Origin of the sequence: Novosphingobium sp. UBA6272, assembly GCF_002440635.1 — a bacterium.
Taxonomy (GTDB): Bacteria; Pseudomonadota; Alphaproteobacteria; order Sphingomonadales; family Sphingomonadaceae; genus Novosphingobium.
Window position 1 is genome coordinate 179399 of record NZ_DJUW01000015.1, and the last position, 14613, is coordinate 194011.

Genomic DNA, 14613 nt, shown 5'->3' on the forward strand with positions numbered 1-14613 from the left:
AATGCTTTACCTGATCGCTCAGTATTTTCAGTTCGAGGGGCTGGCGAACCTCATCCGCTACCAGACCTTCCGCGCCGGTGCCGCGCTGATGACCGCGCTGGTGCTGGGCCTGATCATCGGGCCGCGCTTTATCGCCATGCTGCGGATGCGCCAGGGCAAGGGCCAGCCGATCCGCGAGGACGGGCCGCAGAGCCACCTGGCCAAGCGCGGCACGCCAACCATGGGCGGGCTGATGATCCTGGTTTCGCTGGCGGTTTCGATGTTCCTGTGGATGGACCTCGGCAGTCCGCTGGTCTGGGCCTGCATTCTGGTGACCCTCGGCTTCGGCGCGATCGGGTTTCTGGACGATTACGACAAGGTCAAGAAGCGCACCACCGCCGGGGTCCCGGGCCGGGTCCGGCTGGCCGGCGAATTCGCGGTCGCCGGCTTGGCTTCGTGGCTGTTGGTCAGCCAGATCGACACCAACCTCTATGTCCCGTTCCTGAGCGGGCGCTACATCCCGCTGGGTCCGCTCTATTACGTCTTCGCGGCCTTCGTGATCGTCGGCGCGGGCAATGCGGTCAACCTGACCGACGGGCTCGATGGCCTTGCCACCATGCCGGTGGTGATCGCTGCCGGAACCTTTGCGATCATCGCCTATCTGGCCGGCCGGGCCGACTTTGCCGCTTACCTTGGCATCCCGCACGTGCCGCGCGCCGGTGAACTGGCGATCCTCTGCGCCGGGATCATGGGGGCCTGCCTGGCTTTCCTGTGGTTCAACGCCCCGCCGGCGGCGGTGTTCATGGGCGATACTGGCAGCCTGGCACTGGGCGGAGCATTGGGTGCAATCGCGGTTGCCGCGCATCACGAGATCGTGCTGGCCATCGTCGGCGGGCTGTTCGTGGCCGAGGCGCTGTCGGTGATCATCCAGGTTGCGGTCTATAAACGCACCGGGAAGCGGGTCTTCAAGATGGCCCCGATCCACCACCATTTCGAACAGCTCGGCTGGAAGGAATCGACCGTGGTGATCCGCTTCTGGATCGTCTCGATCGTCCTCGCCATGATCGGACTTTCGACGCTGAAGCTGCGATGATCACCACCTCCGCCTTTGCCGGCAAGCGCTATGCCGTTCTCGGGCTGGCCCGCTCGGGGATGGCGGCTGTCGAAAGTCTGCTGGCCGGTAGCGCGCAGGTGACCGCTTGGGACAGCCGCGAGGAACCGCGCCGCGCGCTGGAAGGCCGGGTCGAGCTGGCCGATCCGGTGGGAATGGACCTGACCGGTTTCGCCGGGGTGGTGGTCTCCCCCGGGGTTCCGCTCAACACCCATCCGATCGCCAAGGTCGCTGCGGCATCCGGCGTGCCGGTGATTGGCGATATTGAACTGTTCGCGATCGCCCGGCCCGAACTGCCCGCGCACCGCGTGGTCGGGATCACCGGGACCAACGGCAAGTCGACCTGCACCGCGCTGGTCCATCACATCCTGCAATCGGCCGCACTGCCGACCCGGATGGGCGGCAATATCGGTCTGCCGATTCTGGGAGCTAATCCGCTTTCGGCCGGCGGGGTCTATGTGCTGGAACTGTCGAGCTATCAGCTCGACCTGACCCATTCGCTGCAATGCGATGTTGCCGCGCTGCTGAACATTACGCCCGATCACCTTGATCGCTATGACGGGTTCACCGGCTATGCCGCGTCGAAGGCTCGGCTGTTTGCGATGCAGCGGCCCGAGCAATTCGCGATCTTCGGGATGAGCGATGCCAAGACCCAGGCGGTCGCCGCGCAAGAAGGGCAGCTGCGCGAAGCCTGGCGGGTCCGCAGCGTCGATGGCAAGGATCTGGTCAAGCTCCAGCCGGACTGGCCCAGCCTGCAAGGCCCGCACAATCTTCAGAACGCCGCCGTCGCAGTCGCGATCGCCGAGGCACTGGGGCTGACCCCGATGCAGTGGCGCCCGGCGCTGGCCAGTTTCCGGGGCCTGCCACACCGCATGGAACGCGTCGCCGAAGCTGGCGGGGTGATGTACATCAACGACAGCAAGGCGACCAATCCGGCCTCGACCGCGCCGGCGCTGGCTGCCTTTCCGCCCAGCGACCATCGCCGGGTCCACTGGATCCTTGGCGGATTGCCCAAGGGCGACGACCTGGACGAATGCGCACCGTTCTTTGGCAATATTGCCGCCGCCTATACGATCGGCGATGCCGGCCCGCGTTTTGCCGAGATCCTCGCACCGCACATGCCGGTGACCCGCAGCGAGATGATGTGCGAAGCGATCCAGCAAGCGATGGCTGCGGCCCAGCCGGGCGACGTGGTGCTGCTGTCCCCGGCCTGCGCCAGTTTCGACCAGTTCCGCGACTACGAAGCGCGCGGCGATGCCTTTCGTCAGATCGTCCAGACCCTGCTGACCCCTGAACCGGCAGCGCAAGCCGGAGGGCGCAGCTGATGGCGACGCTGCCCCCCGTGGTGCCGCGCGGCGGCCGGGTCGGCCTTGATGGCGCTGTGCGCCAGCACCGCAATCGCCGCAGTGACTTTGCGATCTGGTGGCGTGAGATCGACCGCACCCTGCTGTTTCTGATCCTGACCCTGATGGCGATCGGTACCGCGGCGGTTGCGGCCAGTTCGCCGGCCAGCGCGCGGCGGCTTTCCACCGCCTCGGTCCGGCTGGACGACCTGCACTTCTTCACGATGCACATCCGCTATCAGTTCATCGGGCTGATCGCGATGTTCGGTGCCTCGATGCTGCCCAAGGACATGGCGCGGCGGGCCGGGATCGTGCTTTGCTTTGCCATGCTGGTCGCGCTGATGCTGGTCCCGATCATGGGCTTCAGCGTCAATGGCGCCAAGCGCTGGCTCAACCTTGGCATGTCGCTGCAGCCCTCGGAATTCCTGAAGCCAGCTTTTGCGATCGGGATGGCCTGGATCCTCTCGTGGCGGGTCCGAGATCCCAACCTGCCGGTGATCGAGATCGTCACCGGGCTGATGGGGATGATCGCCGTGCTGCTGATGGCCCAGCCCGACTTCGGATCCGCGATCCTGTTCATCGGGGTGTGGTTCGTGATGGTGCTGATGAGCGGAATTTCGCTGAAACGGATTGGCCTCGCCGGCGGGGCCGGCCTTGCCTTCGTGGTGCTGGCCTACATGTTCTATGACAACGCCCGCCATCGGATCGACGCATTTCTGGGCGGCGGGACCGCTTTCGATCAGGTCGATCTGGCCCAGCGCACCCTGCTGGCCGGCGGCTGGACCGGGTCGGGGCTGTGGCTCGGCACCCGCAAGCTTGGCCTGCCCGAGGCGCATACCGACTACATCTTCTCGGTGATCGGTGAGGAATTCGGTCTGATCGCCTGCCTGGTGATCGTGGTGCTGTACCTTGCGCTGGTGGCCCGCGTGCTGATCCGCCTGCTTGAAGAGGAAGACCTGTTCACCACGCTGGCCGCAGCCGGGTTGATCGCGCAGATCGGCGGACAGGCCTTCATCAACATCCTGGTCAACCTGCAGCTGTTCCCGTCGAAGGGGATGACCCTGCCGCTGATTTCCTATGGCGGTTCCTCAACCATCGCGCTGTGCCTGGGGGCCGGGTTCCTGCTTTCGATCACCCGCCGCAATCCCTTTATCCGGCGTGAGAAGTTCAGCCTTTCCAGCATGGGCATCAAGCTATGAGCAGTCCTTCCCGGCACTATGTCCTGGCAGCGGGCGGCACCGGCGGGCATCTGATCCCGGCCTTTGCCCTGGCGGTCGAGCTGGAGCGGCGCGGGCACCACTGCGCGCTGATCACCGATGATCGCGGCAGCCGCTTGCCGGGCAAGCCGCACACGCTGGTTGCCCATGTCCTTCCAGCCGGCCGGATCGGCAAGAACCCGCTGCACTGGCCCAAGGGGATCGAGGCGATCCTCGAAGGCAAGCGGATGGCGGCGCGGCTGTTCGAAAGCTTTCAGCCCTCGGCGGTGATCGGGTTCGGCGGCTATCCCGCCTTTCCCGCACTGTGGGCCGCAACCAGCGCGGGCATTCCCAGCGTGATCCACGAGCAGAACGCGGTGCTGGGCCGGGTCAACCGCTTCCTCGCCGGACGGGTCGATGCGATTGCCACATCCTATCGCGAGACCGAGCGGCTCAAGCCCAAATATCTCGGCAAGACCCATCTGGTCGGCAATCCGATCCGCGCCGAAGTGCTGGCGCTGCGCGAACAGCCGTTCCCGGCCTTCAGCGAGGATGGCCTGCTGCGGGTGCTGGTCACCGGCGGCAGCCAGGGCGCGGGAATTCTCAGCGAGATCGTGCCCGATGCACTGGCGATGCTGCCGCCCAACCTGCGCAACCGCCTGCAGGTGACGCAGCAATGCCGGCCCGAGGATATCGAGGCTGTGCGCGGCCGCTATACCAGCCACGAAATCCCAGCCGAGCTGGGCACCTATTTCGAGAACATGCATGAACGGCTGGCCGACGCGCACCTGTTCATCGGCCGTGCCGGGGCTTCGACCGTGGCGGAACTGACCGCTGTGGGCCGTCCGGCGATCCTGGTCCCGCTACCGATCGCGACCGACGATCATCAGGCCTACAACACCGCCGAAATCTGCGCCGCGGGCGGCGCGCGGATGATCCGGCAGGACAAGTTCACTGCCAGTGAACTCGCCAAGCAGATCCAGGCGATCGCGATGAACCCGCAATCCCTCGCTACCGCCGCCCACGCCGCGTGGAACTGTGGCTATCCCAATGCAGTGAGCGATCTGGCCGACCTGATGGAAGGCTTCGGCGGCGCGCCGCTGATGGACGTGATCCGGGTTGCCGACAGCGCCGAAGCCGCGCCTTCCGCGCAGGGAGTGACGGCATGAAGGGCGTTGGGACCGATATCGGCACGATCCATTTCGTCGGGATCGGCGGGATCGGCATGTCCGGTATTGCTGAGGTGATGCACAACCTCGGCTACAGCGTGCAGGGCAGCGACATCGCGGAAGGCTATGTCGTCGAAGGGCTGCGCGCGCGCGGGATCAAGGTGATGATCGGGCACGCGGCAGAGAATGTCGGCGATGCGGCGGTTGTGGTCACTTCCACCGCGGTCAAGCGGACCAATCCCGAAGTCGCCGCCGCGCTCGAAGCGCGCATCCCGGTCGTCCGCCGCGCCGAAATGCTGGCCGAACTGATGCGGCTGAAACGCACCGTTGCAGTTGCCGGCACCCACGGCAAGACCACCACGACCAGCATGGTCGCAGCATTGCTCGATGCCGGCGGGATCGATCCGACCGTGATCAACGGCGGAATCATCAATTCCTACGGCTCCAACGCGCGGCTTGGCGAAAGCGACTGGATGGTGGTCGAGGCGGATGAGAGCGACGGCTCGTTCCTGCGGCTCGACGGGACCATCGCGGTGGTCACCAACATCGATCCCGAGCATCTCGATCACTACGGCAGTTTCGACGCGATCAAGGACGCCTTTGTCGAATTCATCGAGAACGTGCCGTTCTATGGCTGCGCGGTGCTGTGCATCGATCACCCCGAGGTTCAGGCGGTAATCCCCAAGATCCGCGACCGCCGCGTGGTTACCTATGGCTTCTCCGCCCAGGCTGACGTGCGGGGCGAGAACGTGACGCCTTACCCGGGCGGTAACCGCTTCGACGTGACGATCCGCCAGCGCGACGGCGAAAGCCGCCGGATCGAAGGGATCGAACTGCCGATGCCCGGCCGCCACAATGTCCAGAACTCGCTCGCCGCGATCGGCGTGGCGGTGGAAATGGGCTGCGCGGATAAGGTGATCCGCACAGGTTTTGCCAAGTTCGGCGGGGTCAAACGCCGCTTCACCAAGGTCGGCGAGGTCGATGGTGTGACCGTGATTGACGATTACGGCCACCACCCGGTCGAAATCCGCGCTGTGCTGGCAGCCGCGCGCGAGGGGGTGGGCGCGGGCCGCGTGATCGCGGTGGTTCAGCCGCACCGCTTCACCCGGCTGCGCGATCACATGGAAGACTTCCAGGCCGCCTTCAACGATGCCGATGTGGTTTACGCAGCGCCGGTTTATCCGGCCGGCGAAGCGCCGATCGACGGGGTCGATTCCGATGCGCTTGTCGAAGGGATCAAGGCCCGCGGGCACCGCAGCGCGCACACCGTGGCAGGGGCCGATGCGCTTGCCGCTGTGTTGGCTGACAGCGCTCAGCCAGGCGACATGGTGGTTTGCCTGGGTGCGGGCGACATCACCAAGTGGGCCGGGGGCCTGGCGGACAAGATCAAATATTTGAGGGCGGGCGGATGAACAGCCGGTCCGCCCATGCTGAGGAGGGACTGAGCCTGGCGAAGGCCCGTCTCGAAGTGCCGAAGGTCGCAGGCAAGCTGACCGCCGATGCCCCGCTCGCCCCGTTGGTCTGGTTCAAGTCCGGCGGCACGGCCGAATGGCTGTTCGAGCCGAAGGACGTGGCCGACCTGCAGGCGTTCCTGCGCGAGCTCGACCCGGCGGTGCCGGTCATGGCGCTGGGCCTCGGCTCCAACCTGATCGTCCGCGATGGGGGCGTGCCCGGCGTGGTGGTGCGGCTAGGCAAGGCCTTTGCCAAGGTCGGCAAAAGCGCGGACCTGACGCTCGATTGCGGGGCCGGGGCCAGCGGCATCCTCGTCTCCTCGACCGCGCGCGACAATGGCATCGCAGGCCTCGAATTCCTCCGCTCGATCCCCGGCACGGTCGGCGGCTTCGTGCGGATGAACGGCGGGGCCTATGGCGGCGAGGTGAAGGATATTCTGGTCGATTGCGACGTGGTGCAGCGCGACGGCACGCTGCTGACACTGCCGGCCAGCGATCTGCACTACACCTATCGCCACTCTGAACTGCCCGACGGGGCGATCGTCGTAGGGGCGCGGTTCATGGGGCATCCAGGCAAGGCTGAAGACATCCAGGCCGAGATGGACCGCATTTCCGCCAGCCGAGAAGCCAGCCAGCCACTGCGCAGCAAGACCGGGGGCAGCACCTTCAAGAACCCGGACGGGTACAAGGCCTGGGAACTGGTCGATCAGGCCGGGTGCCGGGGGCTGACCCTGGGCGGTGCGCAGGTCAGCGAAAAGCACTGCAACTTCCTGCTCAACCTAGGCGATGCGACCAGCGCTGATATCGAGAACCTCGGCGAAGAAGTTCGGCGGCGCGTGAAAGACAAGTCGGGCGTTTCGCTCGAATGGGAAATTCAGCGCGTTGGCACCTGTGCCAAAGCGCCAGACGAACAACTGGTAGGTAAGAAGTGACTCTCCCCAAACTTCATGTCGCGGTCCTGATGGGCGGCTGGTCGAACGAGCGGCCGGTCTCGCTAATGAGCGGGGAGGGCGTCGCTGCGGCGCTGGAAGAGCGCGGGCACAAGGTCACCCGCGTCGACATGGGCCGCGATGTCGCCCAGAAGCTGGCCAAGGCCGCGCCCGACGTGGTGTTCAACGCGCTGCACGGCACCCCGGGGGAAGACGGCACCGTCCAGGGCATGATGGATCTGATGGGGCTGACCTATACCCATTCCGGCATGGTCACTTCGGTGATCGCGATCGACAAGGAACTGACCAAGCAGGCGCTGGTCCCCCACGGCATTCCGATGCCGGGCGGACGGATCGTCGAGGTTGCCGAGATTTTCGAACGCGATCCGCTGGAACGGCCCTATGTGCTGAAGCCGGTCAACGAAGGCTCATCGGTCGGCGTGGCGATTGTCACCGCCGAGGGCAATTACGGCAATCCGATCAGCAAGGACGCCAAAGGGCCCTGGCAGGAATTCGACAGCCTGCTGGCCGAACCCTATATCCGCGGGCGCGAACTGACCACGGCGGTGCTGGGCGACAAGGCCCTGATGGTGACCGAACTCAAGCCCAAGAGCGGCTTCTACGATTTCGACGCCAAATATACCGAAGGCATGACCGAGCATGTCTGCCCGGCTGAAATCCCGGACGAGATTACCCAGGCCTGCCTCGACATTGCGCTACGCTGCCACAAGCTGCTCGGCTGCAAAGGCTGCAGCCGCACAGACTTCCGCTGGGATGACGAACGCGGGATCGAGGGGCTGTTCGTGCTCGAAACCAATACCCAGCCGGGGATGACCCCGCTCAGCCTGGTGCCGGAACAGGCCAGGCACCTTGGCATTTCCTATGGCGAGCTGGTCGAAATGATCATCGCCGACGCGCTCTCTGCAAAGGAGAAAACGAAGTGAGCGGGCGCACGATCAAACGCGGCGGCAAGGGCGCGCGCCGCGCCGCGGCGGCCCAGGGCAAGGCCCAGAAGGTCCGCACCGCCAGGGCCAAGACCGGATCGGTGATCGACACGCTGATGGCCTGGCTGCCGTTCAGCGAGGCGCAGCTGCACCGGATCTTCCTGGCGATGATCCTCGGGATCGTCGCGGTCGGCGCGTGGATGGCGGCCAGCTTTGCCGGGGTCCCGGCAATGGCGCGCGATCAGGTCGCTGTCTTCGCCCACGATGCCGGGTTCGAACTGCACAATGTCAACGTGCGCGGCACCAACAACCTCAACGAGCTGAAGATCTACCAGATCGCGCTGGCCGACCGGAACCGGGCGATGCCCTTCGTTGATGTCCAGGCCCTGCGTGACAAGCTGCTCCAGCTGTCTTGGGTCGAGGACGCGCGGGTCTCGCGCCAGCTTCCCGATACGCTGGTGATCGACGTGGTTGAGCGCAAGCCGGTTGCCGTCGCACAGAAGGCCGACCGGCTGATGCTGATCGACAAGGACGGGCATGAACTCGAAGTGGTCTCGGCCGAACGCGCCAAGGGCAAATTGCTGCTCAAGGGTCCGGGTGCCAGCCGCCAGGTAGCGGCGCTGAGCGAACTGCTGGAAGCCGCCCCTGCCATGCGGCCGCAGCTGCGCAGCGCCGAATGGGTCGGCAACCGGCGCTGGAACCTGACCTTCAAGACGGGTCAGGTGCTGGCGCTGCCCGAAGGCGCGGACAAATCGGCCAAGGCGCTGATGACCTTTGCCCAACTCGATGGCCGCAACCGCCTGCTCGGTGGCAAGGCGGTAGCCTTCGATATGCGCGCGCCGGACCGGATCTATCTGCGCGTACCGGGCCGCACCGATCCGGTCGAGCAGCCGGCACCCAAGGCCGGCGACAGCGCCAAGGCTGCCGAAAAACCCGCCGCCAAACCCGCTAGCAAGTCCGAGGAGAAGCAGTAATGCCCGCGCCCCGCATCAGCCGCGTTTTTGGCGCCGTCAACATCGGCTCATTCCGCATTTCGGCAATGATTGCCGGGCTCTCTGAAACCGGAGAAATGGTCGTGCTTGGTTCCGGCCACCGCGCGGCCCAGGGAATCAAGCGCGGCTATGTGACCGACATGCAGGCCGCAACCTATGCCGTGCGGGACGCGGTCGAACGCGCCGAGAAAATGGCCAACACTTCGGTTTCCAGCGTCTGGATCGGCTGCTCTGGCGCAGGGCTTGCCAGCCAGGTCGCCCAGGTCGAGGTTGATATCGGTGGCCGCCGGATCGAGGCCGAGGATATCGATCACCTGTTGGTATCGGCGCGTGACGTGATCCAGCCCGACGGACGCATGGTGCTCCATGCCCAGCCGGCCCACTATACGCTGGATGGCGCTGACGGGGTCGCCGATCCCAAGGGGCTCCATGCCGAGCGGCTGGGGGTCGATATCCACGTGATGCTGGCCGATGGCGCGCCGGTTCGGAATATCACCGAAGCGGTCCAGAACGCGCACCTGCAGGTTGAAGCAGTGGTCGGATCGCCGATCGCCGCCGGGCACGCCTGCCTGACCAGCGAAGAGCGCGAGCTGGGAGTCGCTTTGGTCGAGTTCGGCGGGGAAGTAACAAATGTTTCGGTCTATGCCGCCGGCATGCTGCTTGGGCTGGTAACCATTCCGCTCGGTTCGGGCGACATCACCGATGCGGTGGCCAGCGCCTTCGGAATTCGCCGCTTCCAGGCCGAACGGCTGAAGTGCGTCCACGGTTCGGCGATCGCGAGCCCGGCCGATCACCGCGAGATGATTCCGGTCAATGCACCGGGCGAGGAGAGCTCCGGCCCGGCCGCGCGGCATGCCGATGACAAGAACCGGGTGCCGCGCGCAGAGCTGGTCTCGGTCATCACCACCCAGCTGGCGGCATGGATCGACGAAGTGAACAAGGCGCTGAAAGCGCTTGGCTTTACCGGCCAGCGCGGGCAGCTGGTGGTGCTTACCGGCGGCGGCGCGGAACTGGCCGGATTGGCCGACTTTGCGCAGGGCGCGCTCGGCAAGCCGGTGCGGCTGGGCAAGCCGCAGCATTTGAAGGGCCTCGCCGAAGCCCATGCGACCCCCGGTTTTTCGACGCTATCCGGGCTGGTGCTTTACGCGGCGGCCGATCCGATCGACATCCGCTCGGTCGGGCCAAGCTACCAGCCGATCGTTCGTTACAAGGGATTTGGCATGGTCAATCGTCTTTACCAGGCGGTGCGGGAGTATTTTTAGGACCTCCGGGTCCACACTCAGGTGCCGGGACGACTGTGGAAAATGGTTGATCCGGCTTTGATTCGGTGATTCGAAGGGTGCAAGACCCGCGTAATTGCATGAGTTGCATCCGCTGAGCGGACAGGAGAGCGTAGATGAGCATCAATATCGGACCGCCCGCTGTCGAAGAGCTGCGTCCCCGCATCACCGTGATCGGGGTCGGCGGGGCTGGCGGCAACGCCATTGCCAACATGATCACCGCCGGGATCGAGGGGGTCGACTTCGTCGTCGCCAACACCGATGCTCAGGCGCTGAACAACGCCGTGGCCGAACACCGCATTCAGCTCGGTTCCGAAATTACCCAGGGCCTGGGCGCCGGGGCCCGCCCCGAAGTGGGCCGGGCTGCGGCCGAGGAAAGCCTCGACCTGATCGACCGCGCGCTCGAAGGCGTGCACATGTGTTTCATCGCCGCCGGGATGGGCGGCGGTACCGGTACCGGCGCGGCTCCGGTCGTCGCCAAGGCGGCGCGCGAAAAGGGCGTGCTGACCGTCGGCGTGGTGACCAAGCCGTTCCTGTTCGAAGGCACCCGCCGGATGCGGGCGGCCGAAGCGGGCATCGAAGAGCTGCAGAAGCACGTCGATACCCTGATCGTGATCCCCAACCAGAATCTGTTCCTGGTGGCCAAGGCCGAGACCACCTTCAAGGAAGCCTTCCAGATGGCTGACGAGGTGCTCCAGCAAGGGGTGCGCTCGATCACCGACCTGATGGTCATGCCGGGCCTGATTAATCTCGACTTTGCCGACGTCCGCTCGGTCATGGCCGAAATGGGCAAGGCGATGATGGGTACCGGTGAGGGCAGCGGTGAGAACCGCGCACTCGAAGCCGCGGAAAAGGCGATCGCCAATCCGCTGCTCGATGGTGTCTCGATGCAGGGCGCCAAGGGCGTGATCATCTCGATCATTGGCGGCGACGACATGAAGCTGCTCGAAGTCGACGAAGCCGCGAACCATATTCGCGAGCTGGTCGATCCCAATGCCAACATCATCTGGGGCAGCGCCTTCAATCCCGACCTCAATGGCAAGATCCGCGTTTCGGTCGTCGCGACCGGGATCGAGCAGACCGATTCCCAGGCGGAAGAGGCAAGCCGCCCGTTCAACCTCGGCAGCTCGCGCGGGCCGGCCCGTCCGCCGATGACCGCACCCGCCGCAGAGCCGCTGTTTGAACGCCAGTCGGCACCTGCGCCTGAGCCCGAGCCTGAAGTGCAGCCGGAGCCCGAAGCGGTTTCCGAACCCGAAGCGCCCGCCGCGCCAGAGCCAAAGGCGGCGGATGACGATTGGGAAATGCCCGAACTGACAGCGCCGGACGCGCCCTCGGCAGCCGATCCGCTGGAGCTTGAGCTTGAAGCCGACGAGGCTTCATCTGGCGGCGACGGCGGAGATGAACTGTTGCTCGATGCCAGCCGTCTGGCCGATGAAGATGCCCCGGTCGGGTCGGGCGGAGCTATGCCCGGACGTCGCCGCGGGCTCGTGTCGAGCAGTGACGATACCGCCGAAGCAGGCAGCGTCCCCGTGCCGGGCAGCTCGCCGGGCGACGCCGGGGCCAGCAATGCTCCTGCCCAGGCCGCTGATCCTGCTCCCCGCGCGCCCAAGGTCGGCGGGGCGACGCTGTTCGAGCGCATGGCCAACTTGTCGCGCGGCGGGGCCCGTTCGGATGACGATGAGGACGAGGATGGCGATGGCCCCTCGATCTCGATCCCGCGCTTTCTCGGTCGCCAGAACAACCAGTAAACCGCCGCACGTGTTCGGTTAGGGTTAAGCTTGGGGATTGCATCGCTGCGGCGGTGCGATCCCGCTTGCCTGCGGACGCGAACAAGGTAACGCCTGCGTCGATGTCCGAATCCGCCGTTCGCATGCTGAAACTGTGCAGCACCTCGATCTTGGGGCTGGTCTGGTCTGGCCTCGCCCTGGCTCAGACTGCGCCGCTGCCACAAGTGGCCGTGCCGGTGGTCCAGGCTGTGCCGCAGAAATCGGCTGGAATGCGACTCAACGATGCTTTGGGACGGCTGGCGCGCAGTCCGCAGGATATCGAAGCGCTGAGCGAGGCAGGTCAGGCCTCGCTGGAATTGGGCGATGCCCAGGCGGCGATCGGCTTTTATCAGCGCGCGCTGGCGCTGCAGCCAGGCAATGCCCAGGTCAAGGCGGGTCTGGCCGGGGCCTATGTGCTGAGCGAGGATCCCTTCACCGCAATCGAGCTGTTCGACGAGGCGGAGAAGGCGGGGCCGATCAATCCGGCGCGATTGGCAGATCGGGGATTGGCCTTCGATCTGGTCGGCGATCCGCAGACTGCACAATTCTATTACCGCCAGTCGCTCTCCGCCGCGCCCAGCGATGAAACGCTGCGCCGCCTTGGGATCAGCCAGGCGATTACGCGCGATCGCAAGGGCATGGACATCACGCTCGCCCCGTTGCTGCAGAAGCAGGACAAGGCCGCCTGGCGGGCCCGCGCCTTCGGCCTGGCGATCTTGGGCCAAACCGATGAGGCCGAAGCGATCGCCCGGCAGACCATGCCGCTCGATCTGGCCACTGCGATCACCGCCTATCTGCGCTACATGCCGCGACTGACTGCGGCGCAGCAGGCCGGTGCGGCAAATCTTGGCCGGTTCCCGCGCGCATCGGAAATCGGCAATGACGATCCGCGCATGGCGCAATATTCACGTTCGCGGGTCAAGGTTGCCGCAGCACCGCCGCCGCCGGTTCCGGCCGCAAGCAAAGGCAAGGGCAAGAAGGACGACAGGGGCAAAAAACCAGTGCCCACCAAGCCGGTCGCGGTAGCGGCTGCTGCGCCGCCGCCCGAACCTAGCGTGGGCCGTGAAACCACGACCGCGCCGGTCAAGCTGGGCCAGGCAACATTCCCTCCTGCACCGGCGCCGAAGCCCGCCCCCGTCCCCGCGCCGCCGCCCCCGCCTGCTCCGCCTGCTCCGGCGCCTGCTCCGCAACCGGGCTTTGGTTCGCTGGATTCAACCCCGCAGCGCTCTGCCAGTACCTTCGATCTCGCCAAAGCTCCCGCACAGACAGCGCCTCCAGTGCCCAAGCCGGCGCCGAAGCCGACCAGCATTGACGAAGCCTTTGCAGACCTTGCACCGCCCAGCCGTGAGATCGAGCCGCAGTCCGGTGCCGTCGACGTCCGGCGGATCCGCCCGGGCGCTCCGCCGGCCAAGGAGCCGCCGGCCGGTGACAAGGCCAAGGGCAGCGACAAGGCCGCTGACAAGGCCAAGGCCGGCGACAAGACCAAGGGCAAGGACGCCAAGCCCGCCACCCAGACCCAGCCGAGCCGGATCTGGGTGCAGCTCGCGACCGGGCGCGACAAGGCGGCGCTCGGGTTCGATTGGCGCAAGCTGGTCAAGGACGATCCGGCAGTGTTCAAGGGGCTCAAACCCCATGTTACCGCCTGGGGCCAGGCCAACCGCCTGCTCGCCGGGCCCTTTGCCTCGGCCAAGGAGGCCAATGTCTTTTTGGCGCAGCTCAAGAAGGCCGGGGTCAGCGGTGCGTTCCTGTGGACCAGCCCGGCTGGGCAGGTCGTCGATGCCCTGGGCGGATCGAAGTAGGCTCCGTCCACTCCTTTTCCACACCTTGTAAACAGGCTTGTCGAGTTTTGCGCAGGGCAGCGCACGCAGTGGATTGTGCGGTGCACCCTTGCCGCTGCATCCACCCTCTCATGATGCAAGGCGACAGCCATTTCGAGCGCGAAGAGGACGCGGCCCCCGTCGATATGCTCGCTTCCCTGTTCGAAGCGCGCGGCTGGCCCTGCGAATTCGTCGCCGAAGACGAGATTTCGGGCGAGATTAAGGGATCCTGGGCCAGCTATACACTGCGCGGGGTGTGGCGGCGTGAGGATCACGTGCTGCAACTGCTGTGCCTGCCCGATATCCGTATTCCGGATGACAAGCGCCCGGCGGTTCACGAACTGCTCGCGCTGGTCAACGAACAGATGTGGGTCGGCCATTTCGACATGTGGTCGAACGGTTCGGTGCTGCTTTACCGCCACGCCATGCTGCTCGGCGATGAAGGCCTGCTCAGCCTGGCCCAGGCGCAGGTCGCGGTTGAAGCCGCGGTCGAGGAATGCGACAGGTTCTATCCGGCCTTCCAGTTTGTGCTGTGGGGCGACAAGAGCCCGGCCGAGGCGCTGGCCAGCTCGATGGTCGACGCCGCGGGCGAGGCGTGACTCTCAAGCCCCGCCCTATTGGGGCAGGGGTGAAAAG

Annotated in this window: 12 protein-coding genes; all 12 read left to right on the forward strand. The window is 65.8% G+C overall.

The window, feature by feature from the left end:
• Window position 1: 1 nt before the first annotated feature.
• The 12 genes from mraY to B2V17_RS07860 all read left to right on the forward strand — a co-directional run bounded on the left by mraY (window position 2) and on the right by B2V17_RS07860 (window position 14576).
• Window positions 2-1072, forward strand: a complete 1071-nt coding sequence (gene mraY / locus B2V17_RS07805; RefSeq protein WP_292996776.1) for a phospho-N-acetylmuramoyl-pentapeptide-transferase — start codon at window positions 2-4, stop codon at window positions 1070-1072.
• Entirely contained in the window at window positions 1069-2415 is a 1347-nt protein-coding gene (gene murD / locus B2V17_RS07810; RefSeq protein ID WP_292996777.1) for a UDP-N-acetylmuramoyl-L-alanine--D-glutamate ligase, read from the forward strand. Before mraY ends, murD begins: the two co-directional genes overlap by 4 nt.
• Window positions 2415-3632, forward strand: a complete 1218-nt coding sequence (locus B2V17_RS07815) for an FtsW/RodA/SpoVE family cell cycle protein (protein ID WP_292996778.1) — start codon at window positions 2415-2417, stop codon at window positions 3630-3632. Before murD ends, B2V17_RS07815 begins: the two co-directional genes overlap by 1 nt.
• Window positions 3629-4798, forward strand: coding sequence for an undecaprenyldiphospho-muramoylpentapeptide beta-N-acetylglucosaminyltransferase (murG, locus tag B2V17_RS07820; RefSeq protein WP_292996779.1), 1170 nt, complete (start codon window positions 3629-3631; stop codon window positions 4796-4798). Before B2V17_RS07815 ends, murG begins: the two co-directional genes overlap by 4 nt.
• Window positions 4795-6210, forward strand: coding sequence for a UDP-N-acetylmuramate--L-alanine ligase (gene murC, locus B2V17_RS07825; protein ID WP_292996780.1), 1416 nt, complete (start codon window positions 4795-4797; stop codon window positions 6208-6210). Before murG ends, murC begins: the two co-directional genes overlap by 4 nt.
• Window positions 6207-7181: a UDP-N-acetylmuramate dehydrogenase gene (gene murB / locus B2V17_RS07830; RefSeq protein ID WP_292996781.1), complete on the forward strand. Its 975-nt coding sequence runs from the start codon at window positions 6207-6209 to the stop codon at window positions 7179-7181. Before murC ends, murB begins: the two co-directional genes overlap by 4 nt.
• Window positions 7178-8122: a D-alanine--D-alanine ligase gene (locus B2V17_RS07835; protein ID WP_292996782.1), complete on the forward strand. Its 945-nt coding sequence runs from the start codon at window positions 7178-7180 to the stop codon at window positions 8120-8122. The genes murB and B2V17_RS07835 overlap by 4 nt, the downstream gene beginning before the upstream one ends.
• Complete coding sequence (locus B2V17_RS07840; RefSeq protein ID WP_292996783.1) at window positions 8119-9096, forward strand: cell division protein FtsQ/DivIB; 978 nt, start codon at window positions 8119-8121, stop codon at window positions 9094-9096. Before B2V17_RS07835 ends, B2V17_RS07840 begins: the two co-directional genes overlap by 4 nt.
• Window positions 9096-10376: a cell division protein FtsA gene (ftsA, locus tag B2V17_RS07845; RefSeq protein WP_292996784.1), complete on the forward strand. Its 1281-nt coding sequence runs from the start codon at window positions 9096-9098 to the stop codon at window positions 10374-10376. The genes B2V17_RS07840 and ftsA overlap by 1 nt, the downstream gene beginning before the upstream one ends.
• A gap of 134 nt (window positions 10377-10510) precedes the next feature.
• On the forward strand, window positions 10511-12142 hold the full coding sequence (gene ftsZ / locus B2V17_RS07850; RefSeq protein ID WP_292996785.1) for a cell division protein FtsZ: 1632 nt from the start codon (window positions 10511-10513) through the stop codon (window positions 12140-12142).
• Window positions 12143-12243: 101 nt separating this feature from the next.
• On the forward strand, window positions 12244-13959 hold the full coding sequence (locus B2V17_RS07855) for an SPOR domain-containing protein (RefSeq protein ID WP_292996786.1): 1716 nt from the start codon (window positions 12244-12246) through the stop codon (window positions 13957-13959).
• A gap of 110 nt (window positions 13960-14069) precedes the next feature.
• Window positions 14070-14576: a YbjN domain-containing protein gene (locus B2V17_RS07860; protein WP_414690779.1), complete on the forward strand. Its 507-nt coding sequence runs from the start codon at window positions 14070-14072 to the stop codon at window positions 14574-14576.
• Window positions 14577-14613: the final 37 nt, after the last annotated feature.

What these genes read in the sequence shown, in the direction of transcription:
- murB (WP_292996781.1), top strand. Translation starts at nt 6,207, where the DNA reads ATGAACAGCCGGTCCGCCCATGCTGAGGAGGGACTGAGCCTGGCGAAG.
- B2V17_RS07860 (WP_414690779.1), top strand. Translation starts at nt 14,070, where the DNA reads ATGATGCAAGGCGACAGCCATTTCGAGCGCGAAGAGGACGCGGCCCCC.
- ftsZ (WP_292996785.1), top strand. Translation starts at nt 10,511, where the DNA reads ATGAGCATCAATATCGGACCGCCCGCTGTCGAAGAGCTGCGTCCCCGC.
- B2V17_RS07815 (WP_292996778.1), top strand. Translation starts at nt 2,415, where the DNA reads ATGGCGACGCTGCCCCCCGTGGTGCCGCGCGGCGGCCGGGTCGGCCTT.
- murD (WP_292996777.1), top strand. Translation starts at nt 1,069, where the DNA reads ATGATCACCACCTCCGCCTTTGCCGGCAAGCGCTATGCCGTTCTCGGG.
- ftsA (WP_292996784.1), top strand. Translation starts at nt 9,096, where the DNA reads ATGCCCGCGCCCCGCATCAGCCGCGTTTTTGGCGCCGTCAACATCGGC.
- B2V17_RS07855 (WP_292996786.1), top strand. Translation starts at nt 12,244, where the DNA reads ATGTCCGAATCCGCCGTTCGCATGCTGAAACTGTGCAGCACCTCGATC.
- murC (WP_292996780.1), top strand. Translation starts at nt 4,795, where the DNA reads ATGAAGGGCGTTGGGACCGATATCGGCACGATCCATTTCGTCGGGATC.
- murG (WP_292996779.1), top strand. Translation starts at nt 3,629, where the DNA reads ATGAGCAGTCCTTCCCGGCACTATGTCCTGGCAGCGGGCGGCACCGGC.
- mraY (WP_292996776.1), top strand. Translation starts at nt 2, where the DNA reads ATGCTTTACCTGATCGCTCAGTATTTTCAGTTCGAGGGGCTGGCGAAC.